Below are 13,685 nucleotides of genomic sequence, written 5' to 3'. Positions count from 1 at the left end.
CGACGGGGCAGGCGCGCCGCGGAGGGCGTGATCGGCGGGCGTAGTCTCGGGGGCATGGTCGAACGTGCGACGAGTTTCGGATCCGAGACGGGCAGCTATGAGAAGGGGCGGCCGGAGTACCGGTCGGACGCGGTCGCCTGGCTGCTGGGGCCGCTGGGAGACGGCGACAGGGCGGTGGTCGACATCGGCGCGGGGACCGGCAAGCTCACCCGCGCCGTGCGGGGCCTCGGGGGCACGGGCGTGACGGCCGTGGATCCGGATCCGCAGATGCTCGAGGCCCTGCGCGAGAAGACCCCCGGCGTCGAGGCTGTCACCGGCACGGCGGAAGCGCTGCCGCTGCCGGACGCGAGTGCCGACGCCGCGACCCTCGGGCAGGCCTGGCACTGGGTGGACCCCGTCGCCGCCTCCGCGGAGATCGGCCGCGTCGTGCGCCCCGGTGGCGTGCTCGGGCTCATCTGGAACGTGCGGGACGGCCGCACCGAGTGGGTGCGCCGGTTGACCGCGATCATGGGCGGCAGCGCGGCGGAGCAGATGATCGGCGAGAACACCGTGCGGGTCGCGGCGCCCTTCGGAGCGCTGGAGGAGCGGCGCTGGGAGTGGTCGCGCGAGATGACGCGCGCCGAGCTGCATGCGATGGCGAGCTCCCGCAGTGTCATCATCACGTCGTCGCCGGAGGAGAAGGCACGGATCGCGCAGGCGATGGACGAGCTCTTCGACGAGCTCGGCCTCGTCGAGGGCGGAACGCTGTCGATGCCGTACGTGACCGCGGCCTACCGCGCGATCCGCGGATCGTGAGCGGGCGCCGGCCCCGGTAGACTCGTACCCCGTGGCTCTCACCATCGGAATCGTAGGACTGCCCAACGTCGGCAAGTCCACCCTCTTCAACGCCCTCACCAAGAACGACGTGCTCGCGGCGAACTACCCGTTCGCGACGATCGAGCCGAACGTCGGTGTGGTGAACCTGCCCGATGCGCGGCTGAACGCGCTCGCCGAGATCTTCGGCAGCGAGCGGATCCTGCCCGCGACCGTGTCGTTCGTCGACATCGCCGGCATCGTGCGCGGCGCGAGCGAGGGGGAGGGACTGGGCAACCAGTTCCTCGCGAACATCCGCGAGGCCGACGCGATCGCCCAGGTCGTCCGCGGCTTCGCCGACGACGACGTCGTGCACGTCGACGGGGCGATCGACCCCAAGAACGACCTCGAGACGATCAACGCCGAGCTCATGCTCGCCGACCTCCAGTCGCTCGAGAAGGCGATCGTGCGCATCGAGAAGGAGGTGCGCGGCCGCAAGACCGACGCCTCGGTGCTCGAGGCGGCGAAGGCCGCGAAGGACGCGCTCGAGCGGGGCCAGCTGCTCTCCACGAGCGGCATCGACCTGACGCCGATCAAGGAGCTCGGTCTGCTGACCTCGAAGCCCGTGATCTTCGTCTTCAACGTCGACGAAGCCGTGCTGACGGACGACGCCCGCAAGGCCGAGCTCGCCGCCCTCGTCGCGCCCGCCCAGGCGATCTTCCTCGACGCGAAGATCGAGTCGGAGCTCATCGACCTGGATCCGGAGGACGCCGCAGAGCTCCTCGCCTCCACCGGTCAGGACGAGTCGGGCCTCGACCAGCTCGCCCGCATCGGGTTCGACACCCTCGGCCTGCAGACCTACCTCACCGCCGGCCCGAAGGAAGCCCGCGCCTGGACGATCCACAAGGGCGACAAGGCCCCGCAGGCCGCCGGCGTGATCCACACCGACTTCGAGAAGGGCTTCATCAAGGCCGAGGTCATCTCGTTCCAGGATCTGGTGGACACCGGATCCGTCGTCGAGGCCCGCTCGAAGGGCAAGGCGCGCCTGGAGGGCAAGGACTACGTCATGCAGGACGGCGACGTTGTGGAGTTCCGCTTCAACGTCTGAATCTGAACTGTGAGCTGGCGTGGTACTAGCGCCTGCGCGGTGGCGTGTTTCGCATCGGACGTCTGAGGCAATGCTCGGATGAGGGCAGCTCACACCTCCGACGGCGTCGTCGTCCTGTCGATGTCTGTGGCGGAGGCCATTGTGCTGCACGAACTCATCGCCCTGTCCGAGTTCGCTGAGGACCTCGAGGTCATCGAGCTGCCCGAGCCAGTGGCGCAAGATCTCGAGGTCCAGCAGGCTGTATCCGTCGAGTAGGCGACAGCGTGCAACTTTCCGTTGAGGGTGGGGGAGATGGCGTCTGCTCCGTGGCTCCAGTCAAGAGATCGCCTAGCGGAACGCGCCTTCGGGCCTACCGAGGATCCAGGGTTGAAAGTCTCCGACGGGGTCTTTGGGCTCGATGGGTTCGCGCCCACTTCGCGCGGAGGATTCTGACGCGCTGGGGTTGTTCTGTGATGGAACTCGGTGAAGTTCCCTCTTCCATGACGTAGCGCGGGTGCTACACTCGTCGCATGAGTGTGGGCGATTCGCACATCGAGAGCCTCTCCCAGCGTGAGCTGCGCAACGAGTCCGGGCGTGTTCTGCGTCTTGTCGGCGAGGGTCAGTCGTTCGTTCTGACCAACCGAGGCGTCGCCGTCGGTCGTATCGTCCCGCTCGACGCGCCCGCCGCCACGCTGCCGATCGTTCGGGCTGCGAAGCGCGTCGGAGGCTGGGCCGCGCTGAGCCCTCAGCCCGTCGAGAGTGATCGACTCTTGTCGCGCATCGTCGACGAGCTTCGCGAGGACCGGGTGTGAGCAGCGCTCCACTCGTCTACGTCGATACCTCCGCATTCGGAGCGCTTCTCATCTCCCAGGTCGAGACCGAGGCGCTGGTGGAGTGGCTCGACGGTGCGGACGTCAGCCTCGTCTCGAGCGATCTGCTCGAGACGGAGCTGCGTCGGATGGCCGTGCGCGAGGGACGGGACCAGGCGAAGGTCAGTGCGATCCTCGAGGGCGTTTCTCTTGCGGCGCTCGATCGTGCCGTGTACCGCTCGGCGGGGTTCTTGCCGATGCCCTATTTGCGCACTCTCGACGCACTCCATTTGGAGGCGGCGATCCGCCTGGACGTCGATGCCGTCCTCACGTACGACCATCGGCTTGCTGAAGCGGCGCGGGCCGCTGGCCTCGATGTCGTTGCTCCTGGTCGCGGATGAGTGGGTTGACGGATCTGTTTTCGTTGGACGGGTGCGGTGCCGAGGAAATATTGCTTGACACGGCTCCGACCGGGGTCCGACTCGCGCCCTGCCCGCCGTTCGTTCGCGGGCGCGAAGTCAGCTCGGAAGCGATCGTGCACTGGTCATTCGTCGGCTACGAGTTCAAGCGCTCCGTGATGCCCGTTCAGCAAGCGGTGATGGCTCGTGCCCTCGCATGACGTTCTGCGAACCGGGGAACGTGGTTGCGTTCAGATACAGATCAGTCTGCAGAGCCATTTCGGCAGACCGGAAAGGGAGCCAGAATGGCCCATGTCGTCTCAGTGAACGTCGGCGCGGAGCGACCGAACGCCGCCAAGGACACCCCTACCGGCATCCATAAGCGGCCGGTGGAGATTATCGAGCTGCGACGACCCGGCTCGAAGCACGGGGGACTCGGCAGCGGCGTCGTGGGTGACTTCATCGGCGACCGGCAGCACCACGGCGGCGACTATCAAGCCGTGTACGCGGTCTCCCGTGAGGAGCTGGACTGGTGGGGCAAGGAGCTCGGTCGTCATCTGGATGACGGCATGTTCGGGGAGAACCTCACCACGACCGGTATCGATATCGACCACGCGCTCATCGGCGAGCGCTGGCAGGTGGGGGACGCCGTGGTGCTCCGGGTCGAGGGACCCCGGATCCCGTGCGGCACGTTCCGCATGCACATGGGGGAGGCGGGCTGGCTCAAGCGGTTCGTCGATCATGGCCTGTCAGGTGCCTATCTGTCCGTCGAGCGGCCGGGATTCGTCCGGCCAGGCGAAACGATCACGGTGCTCTCCCGCCCAGACCACGCGATCGATGTGCCGACGGTCTTCCGAGCGTTCTACGACGACGTCGAAGCTATGCGGGAGGTCATCGAGGCAGGCGTGCTCTCGGATTCCGAGGAGACCGCAGCGCTGGAAGCCCGTCTTGAGCGATTGAATCGCAGACGCTGAGGAGTGGCGAGACTCAAGTCGTGGAGGTCGCTCCATCTCGCGAGAGTCTGGTCATCTGTCTCGTGCCGTCGAATGACGCGCGATTGCAGTTCGAGCCGGTAGGCGCGATGCCGGTGATGTGGAACGATTCCGAGCTGCTCCGTTCCGAGCCTGGCCCCTGAAGCCAGGGTTCGAGTCCGGGTCAGCGTCCCTGGCGCTTCTTGTAGGGCTTGGGCTGGCCCTTCACGGCGGGAGTCCGTCCCTTTCCCTTGGATGCCTTCGCCTTGCCGCCGGACGGCGCGTCCGACTTCTGCGGAGGCGGCGGGGCCGCGGCGATCCTGTCCCGCGCCTCGGGGAGCAGGAGAAGGCCGGCACTGGTCAGACGGGTGGAGCCGCCGCGGGTGACGAGCGGGTGCCCGACCTCCTCCTCGAGCTTCTCGATGGACGAGTACAGCGCGGCGAGCGGGATGCCGAGGCGGGCTGCCGCGCGCGGGAAGTGCAGCTCCTCGGCGACGGCGACGAATCCCCTCAGGTGGATGATCTTCATGGAAATCCGTCCTCTCGCGCGCGGATCGCGGCGTCGTCCAGCGTACGGGGCTTCGTCGCACGGTGCGCTGCACCCTGATTCACCGGGAGGGGTGTCGTCGCGTGAACCGGCGCACTACGGTGGGGCCGTGGAAGCGCGCGGGAGCAAGACCACGGTGCACTACGTCGAGCACGGCACGGGGCTCCCCGCGCTGATCCTGCACGGCGCCGGCGTCGACCATCGCGAGTCCGAGGCCTGCTTCGAGCCGGCGTTCTCCGGGATCCGCGGAGTCCGGAGGATCTATCCCGATCTGCCGGGCATGGGCCGCACGCCGGCGCCGGACGATCTTCGCAGCGCAGAGGACGTCGTGGCCGTGCTCGTCGAGTTCGCGGATCAGGTGAGCGACGGCGAGCCCTGGCTCCTCGTGGCCCACTCGGCGGGTGCGCATTTCGCGCGGGCGATCGCGGCGCGGCAACCCGAGCGGACGGCGGGCCTCGCCCTGGTCTGCCCGCTGCTTCCGGACACCCGGGAGGTACCGGAGCATCGCGTGATCGACGGATCCGGCGATCTCGGCGATGACGAGTTCCGGGGGTACTTCGTCGTGCAGACGCCGCAGATGCTGGAGAGGTACGAGCGGTTCGTGGTGCCCGGTATGGCCCTCGCCGATGAGGGCGCGATGGAGCGGATCGCCGAGCAGTGGGAGCTCGCGCCGGGGGAGGGCCCGCCGTTCGCCGGGCCGACGCTCGTCGTGGCGGGCCGGCTCGATTCGACGGTCGGATATGCCGCCGCGCTCGATCTTGCGGACCGCTACCCGCGCGCGACGGCCGCGGTCCTGGACGACGCCGGGCATGCGCTGCCGCACGAGCGGCCCGAGCTGCTCCGCGCGCTGATCCACGACTGGGTGGACCGGGTTCTGCGCTGAGCGTCCCCGCGCAGCGCGAGGCTCGTAGGATGACGGTGTCGTCCAGAGGAGGCACGGCCATGTCCGATAGCGATGAGCAGCCCACGGCACCGCATGTCCCGGCACCCGGTGAGCCGACGATCCCCGAACTCGAGGTCGACGAGAACATCGCACCTCGACCCGAGGAGGAGATCGCGGATCTGCTCCGCGCCGAACCGGATGAGGACGATCAGGTCAGCTGACCCGGCGCACCTCCTGGGGCCAGCCGCAGGCTTCGGCGATCCTGCCCGCCCAGTGCTTCGCGGCGGCGTCGTCGGCGACGTCGATGATCGTGAGGCCGCCGATGCGCTGCTCGGTCGGGGCGAAGGGTCCCGCGTCGATCACCGTCGTTCCGCTCGTCGCGTCGGCGGTGAACGCCGCAGCATCGTCCTCGTGCACGCCTCCGGCGAAGATGAGGGCCCCGGCGTCCCTGATGTCCGACACGACGGCATTGGCGAGCGGCCCGCGTTCCGCGAACCACTCGGGGCTGTGATCGCCCACCCACTGCTGGTTGAAGTAGATGATGTACTGGGTCATCGCCGCTCCTCGCGTCGCCCGTGCGGTCACGGGCCCTCTCGGGATCGTACGCCGCGGGATTCCGGGCTCTCGAGCCCGGAACGAGGATCCGGATCGGCTCTCCTGTCCCGACGCCGGCCCAGCGGAGGCCGCGGCGGGACTCGGTACGATGGCTCGGTGACTACCGAGAACAACAGCATCTTCGAACCCGATGGCCGCGCGATCCCCTACGTCGACGAGATGTCGGAGGGCGACGGGCCCGTTCTGGTGCTGATCCCGGGTCGTGGCCTGGAGGGAGGCGCGCTCGGCTCGGTCGCGCACATCCTCGCCGGCGAGGGGATCCGCGTGCTGCGGATCGGCAACCGTGCCGCCGACGATGCGACGCTCGACGAGCGCGTCCAGGACGCGAGCGACGTCATGGACCACGTCGGCATCGGCGCCACCTGGATCGGCGGCCACGGAGTCGGCGGAACCGTCGCCCGCGCACTGTCCGCGAAGCGCACCGACCGTGCTCTGGGCGTGCTGCTGCTCGGGGTCGAGGACGTCGACGTGCCGATCGCGCCCTCCGTGCCGATCCTCATCATCCAGGGGTCCGCGGACGACGTCATGCCCCCGGCGAACGGCGAGAAGCTGCGGGACTCCGCGAAGGAGCGCGCGAGCGTCGTCACGATCGAGGGCGGCGGCCATCTGTTCCCGGTGAGCGACCCTGTCGACACGGCCTTCGCCATCGAGGACTACCTGGCCTGGGACTGATGATCGGGGTCGTTGCGGACTCGCCGGAACGCACCGTCCTGCTCGTGATCGACATGCAGAAAGGCGTCATGCCCGGCTGCTTCGACGAGCGCGGAGTGCTCGAGCGGACCGACGCCCTCGTGCGCCGGGCGCGCAGCGAAGGGGTTCCGGTGGTGTGGGTGCACCACGATCCGGTCGGTGTGGGCACGCCCGACTGGGAGCTCGCTTCGCCGCTCGCGCGTGCCGAGGGGGAGCCGCTCGTGCGCAAGAGTTACCGCGATGCCTTCGCCGACACCGATCTGCAGGAGGTGCTCGATACCTTCGGCGCGACCCGCCTGGTGGTCGCCGGCGCGCAGTCGGACTTCTGCGTGCGCACCACCACGCAGCGGGCGGCCGCCGAGGGCTACGACGTCACGCTGGTGCGCGATGCGCACACGACGGTCGACGCGACGGTGGACGGCGTCCCGATCACGGGCGAGCAGATCGTGGCCCACACCAACATGTACTTCTCCGGCCTCCGCTACCCGGGGCAGGAGTTCGCCGTCGCCCCGCACGACGAGGTCGCGCTGGCCTGAGCGCCACGACAGGCGGATGTCCGACCCCGGTGCGAGGATGGGGCGCATGCCCGAGTCTCCGGAGGTGCAGGCGCTGGTCGAGTTCCTCGACGAGCGGATCCGCGGTCGCGTCATCGCCGCGGTCGAGATCGATGAGTTCCGCGTGGTCAAGACGCGCGACCGGCCGCCGGGGTCGCTCGTCGGCGCGCGCATCGATGGTCTGACCCGATTCGGCAAGCACGTCGGTTTCGACACCCCGGAGGGCTGGCTGATGCTCGGCTTCGGGCGCAACGGATGGATCCGCTGGCTGGACGCGGGGGAGAGGTCCGGCGATGAGCTCGTGCCGGAGGTCGCGCGGATCGTGCTCGACGACGGTGCGGCGATGCAGATCGTGGACACCGGCGACTTCCTCGCGGTCACGCTCTCCGTCGTCGACGGCCCGCAGGACGTGGCAGGAATCGCTGCGCTGGGACCGGATCCGCTGAGTCCCGACTTCGCCCGCGACGCGTTCGAGCGCGCCCTGGGCAGCAGGCGCAAGCAGATCAAGGCACTGCTGCAGGAGCAGACGTCGCTCGCGGGAATCGGCAACGCCTATTCCGACGAGATCCTGCATCGCGCGCGGATCGCCCCCGCGGTGCACGCCGCGCTGCTCGACGGCGACGAGCGGGATCGACTGTTCGCTGCCACGACCACGGTGCTGCGCGCCGCCGTCGCGGACCGACGCGGTCTGGCGCCCGAACAGCTCAAGCCGGCCAAGGTCGCCGCGATGGCCGTGCACGGCCGCGGCGGCGAGGCCTGCCCGGTGTGCGGCACGACCATCGTCGACCGGGTGTTCTCCGGCGCCTCCGCGCAGCTGTGCCCGCACTGCCAGCCCGAGCGCTCCCCGGCATGAGGCGGCATGCGGGTTAGCATTCCGAGGTGAGCCCGCTTCCCCTGCGCCATCGCTGGCGTGTGCGCACCGCCGTCGCGATCCTGGCCGGAACCGCAGTCGGTTTCGCCGTCACGCCCTCCCTGGGGCTGGCGGCAGGACTCCTCGCGGCCTGGGGCACGCTGGCGCTCGTCAGCACCGTGTGGATCCTGCTCGTGGTGTGGCCGATGGACGCCGAGCAGACGCGCTCGCACGCCACCGAGGAGGACCCCGGTCGCCGCATCGCCCGGATCGTGGCCGTGATCGGGAGCTTCGTCAGCATCGCGGCCGTGCTTGTCGTCGTGCTGCAGGCCCGGCATGCGCACGGCTGGGTGCAGTTCGCCCTCGCCGGGAGTGCCGTGCTCAGCGTCGCCGCCTCGTGGGGGCTGATCCAGGCCGACTACATGCTGCGCTACGCGAAGCTCTACTACGACGGATCCGCCGGCATCCTCTTCAACCAGGACGAGGATCCCGAGTACACCGACTTCGCCTACTTCTCGGTCGGCCTCGGCATGACCTACCAGGTCGCCGACACCAACGTCACGCGCAACGCGATCCGGCGGATCGTGATCGCTCAGACGACGATCGCCTACGTGTTCGGCGCGCTCATCCTCGGCACGATCATCAATCTCGTCACCGGGCTGGGATGACCGCCGCCAGCTCCTCGCGCAGTCGCGGCTCGGTGCGGCGCTCGGGGCGCACTCCCGCCTTGTCGGCGTAGAAGGCACGGATCCGATCCATGTCCGCGGCGACGTCGCCGGTGAGATCGAGGGTCGGTCCGAGGCCCGTGGTCATGGTGGTGCGATCGACATATCCCAGGGTCACCGGCATCCCCGCCTCGCGGGCGATGCGATAGAAGCCGCTCTTCCAGTGGTCGTTGCCGCCGCGGGTGCCGTCGGGCGTCACCACCAGCCCGAACACCGCGCCGGTGCGGATCTGCGCGACGACCTCGCCGACGACGCGCGCCGGATCCGAGCGATCGACCGGGATGCCGCCGAGCCGGCGCATGATCGGGCCCCGCCAGCCGGTGAACAGGCTCTTCTTGCCCAGCCAGTGCACGTCGATCCCCAGCCGCCACGCGATGCCGAGCATGAGCACGAAGTCCCAGTTCGAGGTGTGGGGTGCGCCGATGAGCACGGTCGGGCGCGTCGGCGCCGGCTCGCTGCGGAGCGACCAGCGACTGCAGGTCCAGAACACGCGTGCGGCGAGGCGTTTGAACATCCGTCCACCGTAGGGCCCGGCATATTCCGTGTTGCGCATGAAGAAGGCCCGGGCGGACGTCAAGGACGTCCGCCCGGGCCCGGCCGCGGGGCGGTCAGACGGCCTGCGGCAGCAGCGAGAACGACACCGCGCCCTCGTCCGTGACGTTCGCGTCGAGGACCTTGCCGTCCAGGACGACGGCGGCCTCCCCTTCCAGGAAGACGGGAGCACCGGGCAGATCCAGGATCTGGTCATCCGGCTCGGGCGCGACGACGACATCGGCGGCCAGGCGATGCTGGTCCGCCTGCCCTGCGGCATCGGCGGTGTGGATGCGCAGTCCCGCGCCCTCCGCGTCGGTGCGACGACGGACGAGCGTGGTGACGAGCGCGGTGGCGCTGTCGGTCAAGGTGAGCATGAGGCACTCCTTCCGGTTGCGGACACGTCGCGGTCACGACATGTCCGGGCCACGATTCCTCGTACAGGCCGGTCCCTCAACCGCGCTGCGGCGTTTCGGGCCGATTCGGAGGATCTTCCCACCGAAGGATCGGCGGGCGATCTCCGCGGTCAGAGGGCGGCGGCGCGCAGCGCGGCGGCCGTCTCGGGAGTCAGTCCCGGCACGTCCTCCGTCGGCACGGCGAGCGCGAGCAGCGCACGGCTGAAGTAGTTGCGCGCCGCGGCGGCCAGCGTGATGTCCACGATCTGGCGGTCGTCGAAGCCGGCATCGCGGAGTGCTCCGGTGTCGGCGTCCGTCATCGATCGCGGATCCGACGACAGGCGCTCGGCGTAACGGACGACAGCGCGCTCGGCCGGGGTGAATCCGCTGTCGTCCCGGTGTGCGAAAGCGGCGAGGGCCTCGTCGTCGAGGACCTCTGCCCGGAGGGACTTGCGTCCGTGGGCGAGAAGGCAGTGCGGGGACCCGATCGCCCTCGCCGCGCCCAGGGTCGCCGCCTCGTAGACCCGGATGCCGATCGACGGCACGATCGCCGCGATGAGGGCCATGAACGCGGCGTGCGCCTCGGGGTTCACCGCCATGGCTCTCGTGTAGGCGAAGACGAATCCGTCCGAGGAGAGGTCGTCGGCGTACATCTCGGCGACATGTCCTTCGGCGGTCTCCGCGGGGGGAGTGCTGATGATCATGGGAAGCTCCTTCGCGTCCGCGCCGGCGCGCCTCCTGAGCGGGAGGACCCCAGTGCCAGCGCCCGAGCGAAGACTACGCCTGGCGCGCGGCGGACGGTATGGGTGGGCATCCGCCACCGCGCTTCGCCGTGCCGGATCCCGAGAACGGCGCCGTCCGATCCGGACGGGCGTAGCATCGAGGGATGACCACGGCAACTGGCCCCCAATCGCAGGCCCCCGCGGACGCCGAGCGTCCGATGCCGGCGGCCGCGCCGGGGCTCACCCTGCTTGCGGGCGACGAAGCGACGGACGCCGGACTCTGCATCGGCGGCTTCTGCCGTCTCCCGGGCGCGACGGACTGACCTCCCACATTCGAGTCGTCCCCCTGAGCACGACCTATGGGCCGTGCTCAGGGGGACGACGCGGTCATACGGCGCGTGGAACGCCGAGGAGGCGCAGGTCGCGAGCGATGCGGTCCGGTGAGTCCCGAAGCTCGCGCGATGTGCACCGGATCTGAATGCGATCCGGCGCGGCGAGCGCACGCTGGCGCGCCAGATCCGCCTCCCAGTGCGCGACCTCCATGTGGAACGCGCCGTCGACCTCGAGCATGAGGGTCTTGCCGTCGGGAAGCGACCACTCGCAGTCGGTGTAGCGGGCCCGTCCGTCTGTGCCACGGCGCATGGTCTGGCGCCGAGGCGTGGCCAGCCCGAAGGCACGGCAGAGATGGAGCACATCGAGCTCGGCGACTGACTGGGCCCCGTCCGCGATCTCGCTCAGCGTCTCGCGGAACATCCGCGCCCATCGCAGCGGTCGCATCCGGGGGATCCAGGCAGCCAGTCGTGCCGGAGTGGTCAGGCCCTGCTGAACCGCTGCCGCAACGACGCCCTCGGCGGTGCGCGGGGAGTGCTGGTACGCCGCGAAGTGAAGTATCGCGGGCTCCAACCGGCATGTCGGAAGCTCGCGAGCAGGATCGCGCATCGCGGCCAGTGATCGCCGGGTCTCGACGAACCGGATCCCGGCGAGGGGTTGCCTCAGATCGCTGCCCTGGGGAACCAGCACCGTGATCTCCTCACGGTGCCAGCTGCGCAGGCCGGACACTTCGGCGGCGCTGAGGTCGCCGATGATCGCTGGAGCGCCGGCATGGAGAACGCCGAGTCGCATCCGTTGCGCACGGGTGAGGCCACCGGTGGTGGTGCCGATGACGGTAGCCGAGCGGGCGACCCAGCGCTCGGTCGCGATTCGATGTCGCACCGCGTCGTTGTCGATCCCATGAGCGCGGAGCTGCGCGCGCGTGATCAGACCGTCCTGCGCTCCCGCGAGCTCTCGCCATCCCATGCCTGGAAACAGTGCCGCAGCACGGCGGATCATGCGTCGAGTTCTCCACAGAACGCGAGTCGTCCCCCTGAGCACGACCTATGGACCGTGCTCAGGGGGACGACTCGAATGTGGCGGAGGCCCAGGTCAGTGCATCGCCGGAGCGGTGCCCTCCTCGTGCGGTTGGTCCTCCGGCTTGCGGATCACGAAGGCGCCGACGATCGTCAGCGTCGCGATGACCGCCGCGATCACGAACGTCGTGCGGGAGCCGGCGGCGACGGCGGCCGGCTGCTCGGTGCCGCCGTTCGCGTTCACGATCACCGTGAAGACCGCCATCATCACCGCGATGCCGGCGGCGCCCGCGACCTGCTGGATCGTCGAGATCACCGCGCTGCCGTAGGAGTAGAACCTCGGCTTCAGCGAGGCGAGCGACGCGGTGAACAGCGGCGTGAAGGACAGTGCGAGCCCCATGGACAGCAGCGTCTGCGCGACGATGAGCACCCACACCGGCGTGCTGGTGCTCAGCGTCGTGAACAGCCACAGCATGCTCGCGGCGAGGATCGAGCCGGGGATCAGCAGGATCCTCGTGCCGCGGGCGTCGTAGATCCGGCCGATCACCGGTCCCAGCAGGCCCATCGCGAGCGCCCCGGGCAGCACCACGAGGCCGGCCTCGGTGGTGCCCAGCGAGAGGCCCTTCTGCAGGAACAGCGGCAGCACGGTGATCGCGCCGAAGAACGCGATCGAGAGCAGGAACATCTGCACCATGGAGAGCGAGAAGTCGCGCGACGCGAAGACGCGCAGATCTAGCAGGGCATCGTCCTTGCGCTGCAGCACGACCTGACGCCAGAGGAAGAGCGCCAGTCCGATCGCGCCCACGATCAGCGCGATCGCCATCGGCAGCGGCGAGCCCTCGCCGCCGGAGAGCTCGCCGATCTGGCTGAGCCCGAACACGAGGCCGCCGAAGCCGAACGCGCTGAGCACGATGGACAGCGCGTCCAGCGGCGCGTGCGTCTGTTCGCCCACGTTCGTGAGCCAGCGCCAGCCGATGAACATCGCGACCAGCGCGATCGGCAGCACCACCACGAAGATCGAGCGCCAGCTGAAGTGATCGAGCAGGAAGCCGGCGAGCGTCGGGCCGATCGCCGGGGCCAGCGAGATCACGATGCTGACGCGGCCCATCATGCGGCCGCGCGACGACGGCGGCACCAGGTTCATCACGGTCGTCATGAGCAGCGGCATCATGATGGCCGTGCCCGACGCCTGCACGATGCGGCCAGCGAGCAGCATCGGGAATCCGATCGCGAGCGCGGCGAGGAGCGTTCCCGCCGAGAACAGCGCAAGCGCGGTCAGGAACATCTGCCGCGTGGTGAAGCGCTGCAGCAGGAAGCCGGTCGTCGGGATGACGACCGCCATCGTGAGCATGAAGGCGCTGGTGACCCACTGGGCCGCCAGCGGCGTGATGCCGAGATCGTCGATGAGATGCGGGATCGCCATGTTCATCGTCGTCTCGTTCAGGATCGCGACGAATGCGGCGGCGAGCAGGACCCAGATCACGCCCATGTCGCGGCGCGGGATCAGACCCCCGTCGGAGACGGCGGGGGTGGATCCGGTATCGATGGCAGACATGTGTGTTCCTCCGGCTCGGCGGGGGCGAAAGATGAGGGATGGGCCGGCGGAGCGACCAGCGACTATCAGCGTAACCACAGGGTCGGACATTCCATTCCCCCGAAGCGGGGCATCGCCGCTGGACCGCGCCCGCGACGTTGCGCCCTGAGCGGACGAGGCCGCCGGGCGAAGCCCGAGCAGAGCTCCTGGTCATACGCTTGCGGGGTGCCGAAGTT

The 13,685-nt window shown here is 69.4% G+C and carries 20 protein-coding genes; 13 read left to right on the top strand and 7 right to left on the bottom strand.

Translation table 11 applies throughout. The annotated features are described in order from the left end of the window. Window positions 1–54: 54 nt before the first annotated feature. The 6 genes from WFJ01_RS07155 to WFJ01_RS07130 all read left to right on the top strand — a co-directional run bounded on the left by WFJ01_RS07155 (window position 55) and on the right by WFJ01_RS07130 (window position 4,060). Window positions 55–795 (top strand): class I SAM-dependent methyltransferase, encoded by a 741-nt coding sequence (locus WFJ01_RS07155; RefSeq protein WP_336628653.1) that lies wholly within the window; start codon window positions 55–57, stop codon window positions 793–795. 31 nt (window positions 796–826) lie between these two features. Further along, window positions 827–1,900 (top strand): redox-regulated ATPase YchF, encoded by a 1,074-nt coding sequence (gene ychF, locus WFJ01_RS07150; protein WP_336628652.1) that lies wholly within the window; start codon window positions 827–829, stop codon window positions 1,898–1,900. Between the two features lie 78 nt (window positions 1,901–1,978). Next, window positions 1,979–2,155, top strand: a complete 177-nt coding sequence (locus WFJ01_RS07145) for a hypothetical protein (RefSeq protein ID WP_336628651.1) — start codon at window positions 1,979–1,981, stop codon at window positions 2,153–2,155. Between the two features lie 254 nt (window positions 2,156–2,409). Beyond that, a complete protein-coding gene (locus tag WFJ01_RS07140) occupies window positions 2,410–2,691 on the top strand; it encodes a type II toxin-antitoxin system Phd/YefM family antitoxin (RefSeq protein WP_336628650.1) in 282 nt (93 codons plus the stop codon). Beyond that, a complete protein-coding gene (locus WFJ01_RS07135; protein ID WP_336628649.1) occupies window positions 2,688–3,089 on the top strand; it encodes a type II toxin-antitoxin system VapC family toxin in 402 nt (133 codons plus the stop codon). The genes WFJ01_RS07140 and WFJ01_RS07135 overlap by 4 nt, the downstream gene beginning before the upstream one ends. Before the next feature lie 302 nt (window positions 3,090–3,391). Beyond that, on the top strand, window positions 3,392–4,060 hold the full coding sequence (locus WFJ01_RS07130; protein ID WP_251446886.1) for an MOSC domain-containing protein: 669 nt from the start codon (window positions 3,392–3,394) through the stop codon (window positions 4,058–4,060). Between the two features lie 181 nt (window positions 4,061–4,241). On the opposite strand, the gene WFJ01_RS07125 is transcribed toward WFJ01_RS07130, so the two are convergent. Then, entirely contained in the window at window positions 4,242–4,586 is a 345-nt protein-coding gene (locus WFJ01_RS07125) for a LysR family transcriptional regulator (protein ID WP_336628648.1), read from the bottom strand. 127 nt (window positions 4,587–4,713) lie between these two features. Here WFJ01_RS07125 and WFJ01_RS07120 point away from each other — a divergent pair, with 127 nt between their 5' ends. Then, entirely contained in the window at window positions 4,714–5,487 is a 774-nt protein-coding gene (locus WFJ01_RS07120; RefSeq protein WP_336628647.1) for an alpha/beta fold hydrolase, read from the top strand. Window positions 5,488–5,546: 59 nt separating this feature from the next. Further along, window positions 5,547–5,708: a hypothetical protein gene (locus WFJ01_RS07115; protein WP_251446892.1), complete on the top strand. Its 162-nt coding sequence runs from the start codon at window positions 5,547–5,549 to the stop codon at window positions 5,706–5,708. Here the strand turns inward: WFJ01_RS07115 and WFJ01_RS07110 are convergent. Beyond that, entirely contained in the window at window positions 5,701–6,042 is a 342-nt protein-coding gene (locus tag WFJ01_RS07110; RefSeq protein WP_336628646.1) for a YciI family protein, read from the bottom strand. The two genes, WFJ01_RS07115 and WFJ01_RS07110, sit on opposite strands and share 8 nt — an antisense overlap. Before the next feature lie 156 nt (window positions 6,043–6,198). Between WFJ01_RS07110 and WFJ01_RS07105 the strand changes: the two genes are divergently transcribed. The 4 genes from WFJ01_RS07105 to WFJ01_RS07090 are packed head-to-tail and all read left to right on the top strand — an operon-like array spanning window position 6,199 to window position 8,864. Beyond that, window positions 6,199–6,774 carry an alpha/beta fold hydrolase gene (locus tag WFJ01_RS07105; RefSeq protein ID WP_251446898.1) on the top strand — a complete coding sequence of 192 codons (576 nt, stop codon included), beginning with the start codon at window positions 6,199–6,201 and terminating at the stop codon, window positions 6,772–6,774. After that, window positions 6,774–7,328: a cysteine hydrolase family protein gene (locus WFJ01_RS07100; RefSeq protein WP_336628645.1), complete on the top strand. Its 555-nt coding sequence runs from the start codon at window positions 6,774–6,776 to the stop codon at window positions 7,326–7,328. The genes WFJ01_RS07105 and WFJ01_RS07100 overlap by 1 nt, the downstream gene beginning before the upstream one ends. Before the next feature lie 46 nt (window positions 7,329–7,374). Next, complete coding sequence (locus tag WFJ01_RS07095; protein ID WP_336628644.1) at window positions 7,375–8,199, top strand: DNA-formamidopyrimidine glycosylase family protein; 825 nt, start codon at window positions 7,375–7,377, stop codon at window positions 8,197–8,199. Window positions 8,200–8,225: 26 nt separating this feature from the next. Continuing rightward, on the top strand, window positions 8,226–8,864 hold the full coding sequence (locus WFJ01_RS07090) for a DUF1345 domain-containing protein (RefSeq protein ID WP_292884591.1): 639 nt from the start codon (window positions 8,226–8,228) through the stop codon (window positions 8,862–8,864). Here WFJ01_RS07090 and WFJ01_RS07085 read toward each other — a convergent pair. The 3 genes from WFJ01_RS07085 to WFJ01_RS07075 form a co-directional block, all read right to left on the bottom strand. Next, the gene (locus tag WFJ01_RS07085) at window positions 8,848–9,435 is read right to left on the bottom strand and encodes a 1-acyl-sn-glycerol-3-phosphate acyltransferase (RefSeq protein WP_336628643.1); all 588 of its coding nucleotides are present in this window, start codon (window positions 9,433–9,435) and stop codon (window positions 8,848–8,850) included. The genes WFJ01_RS07090 and WFJ01_RS07085 overlap by 17 nt on opposite strands. 94 nt (window positions 9,436–9,529) lie before the next feature. Then, window positions 9,530–9,829 carry a Fe-S cluster assembly protein HesB gene (locus WFJ01_RS07080; RefSeq protein WP_251446918.1) on the bottom strand — a complete coding sequence of 100 codons (300 nt, stop codon included), beginning with the start codon at window positions 9,827–9,829 and terminating at the stop codon, window positions 9,530–9,532. A 149-nt stretch (window positions 9,830–9,978) separates the two neighbouring features. Then, a complete protein-coding gene (locus WFJ01_RS07075) occupies window positions 9,979–10,551 on the bottom strand; it encodes a carboxymuconolactone decarboxylase family protein (protein ID WP_295034712.1) in 573 nt (190 codons plus the stop codon). A 182-nt stretch (window positions 10,552–10,733) separates the two neighbouring features. Here WFJ01_RS07075 and WFJ01_RS07070 point away from each other — a divergent pair, with 182 nt between their 5' ends. Beyond that, complete coding sequence (locus tag WFJ01_RS07070) at window positions 10,734–10,892, top strand: hypothetical protein (protein ID WP_336628642.1); 159 nt, start codon at window positions 10,734–10,736, stop codon at window positions 10,890–10,892. A gap of 64 nt (window positions 10,893–10,956) precedes the next feature. Here the strand turns inward: WFJ01_RS07070 and WFJ01_RS07065 are convergent, their stop codons facing one another. Both WFJ01_RS07065 and WFJ01_RS07060 read right to left on the bottom strand, forming a co-directional pair. Further along, a complete protein-coding gene (locus WFJ01_RS07065; protein WP_336628641.1) occupies window positions 10,957–11,940 on the bottom strand; it encodes a hypothetical protein in 984 nt (327 codons plus the stop codon). 51 nt (window positions 11,941–11,991) lie between these two features. Then, the gene (locus tag WFJ01_RS07060; protein ID WP_292884602.1) at window positions 11,992–13,470 is read right to left on the bottom strand and encodes an MDR family MFS transporter; all 1,479 of its coding nucleotides are present in this window, start codon (window positions 13,468–13,470) and stop codon (window positions 11,992–11,994) included. Window positions 13,471–13,685 lie beyond the last annotated feature (215 nt).

The organism is Microbacterium sp. MMO-35 (genome assembly GCF_037147555.1).
GTDB lineage: Bacteria > Actinomycetota > Actinomycetes > Actinomycetales > Microbacteriaceae > Microbacterium.
The sequence above is the reverse complement of the archived record's forward strand: the minus strand, read 5'-3'. Positions and strand labels throughout refer to the sequence as shown.

What these genes read in the sequence shown, in the direction of transcription:
- WFJ01_RS07145 (WP_336628651.1), top strand. Translation starts at nt 1,979, where the DNA reads ATGAGGGCAGCTCACACCTCCGACGGCGTCGTCGTCCTGTCGATGTCT.
- WFJ01_RS07140 (WP_336628650.1), top strand. Translation starts at nt 2,410, where the DNA reads ATGAGTGTGGGCGATTCGCACATCGAGAGCCTCTCCCAGCGTGAGCTG.
- WFJ01_RS07075 (WP_295034712.1), bottom strand. Translation starts at nt 10,551, where the DNA reads ATGATCATCAGCACTCCCCCCGCGGAGACCGCCGAAGGACATGTCGCC.
- WFJ01_RS07095 (WP_336628644.1), top strand. Translation starts at nt 7,375, where the DNA reads ATGCCCGAGTCTCCGGAGGTGCAGGCGCTGGTCGAGTTCCTCGACGAG.
- WFJ01_RS07100 (WP_336628645.1), top strand. Translation starts at nt 6,774, where the DNA reads ATGATCGGGGTCGTTGCGGACTCGCCGGAACGCACCGTCCTGCTCGTG.
- WFJ01_RS07085 (WP_336628643.1), bottom strand. Translation starts at nt 9,435, where the DNA reads ATGTTCAAACGCCTCGCCGCACGCGTGTTCTGGACCTGCAGTCGCTGG.
- WFJ01_RS07110 (WP_336628646.1), bottom strand. Translation starts at nt 6,042, where the DNA reads ATGACCCAGTACATCATCTACTTCAACCAGCAGTGGGTGGGCGATCAC.
- WFJ01_RS07060 (WP_292884602.1), bottom strand. Translation starts at nt 13,470, where the DNA reads ATGTCTGCCATCGATACCGGATCCACCCCCGCCGTCTCCGACGGGGGT.
- WFJ01_RS07130 (WP_251446886.1), top strand. Translation starts at nt 3,392, where the DNA reads ATGGCCCATGTCGTCTCAGTGAACGTCGGCGCGGAGCGACCGAACGCC.
- WFJ01_RS07115 (WP_251446892.1), top strand. Translation starts at nt 5,547, where the DNA reads ATGTCCGATAGCGATGAGCAGCCCACGGCACCGCATGTCCCGGCACCC.
- WFJ01_RS07155 (WP_336628653.1), top strand. Translation starts at nt 55, where the DNA reads ATGGTCGAACGTGCGACGAGTTTCGGATCCGAGACGGGCAGCTATGAG.
- WFJ01_RS07070 (WP_336628642.1), top strand. Translation starts at nt 10,734, where the DNA reads ATGACCACGGCAACTGGCCCCCAATCGCAGGCCCCCGCGGACGCCGAG.
- WFJ01_RS07125 (WP_336628648.1), bottom strand. Translation starts at nt 4,586, where the DNA reads ATGAAGATCATCCACCTGAGGGGATTCGTCGCCGTCGCCGAGGAGCTG.
- WFJ01_RS07080 (WP_251446918.1), bottom strand. Translation starts at nt 9,829, where the DNA reads ATGCTCACCTTGACCGACAGCGCCACCGCGCTCGTCACCACGCTCGTC.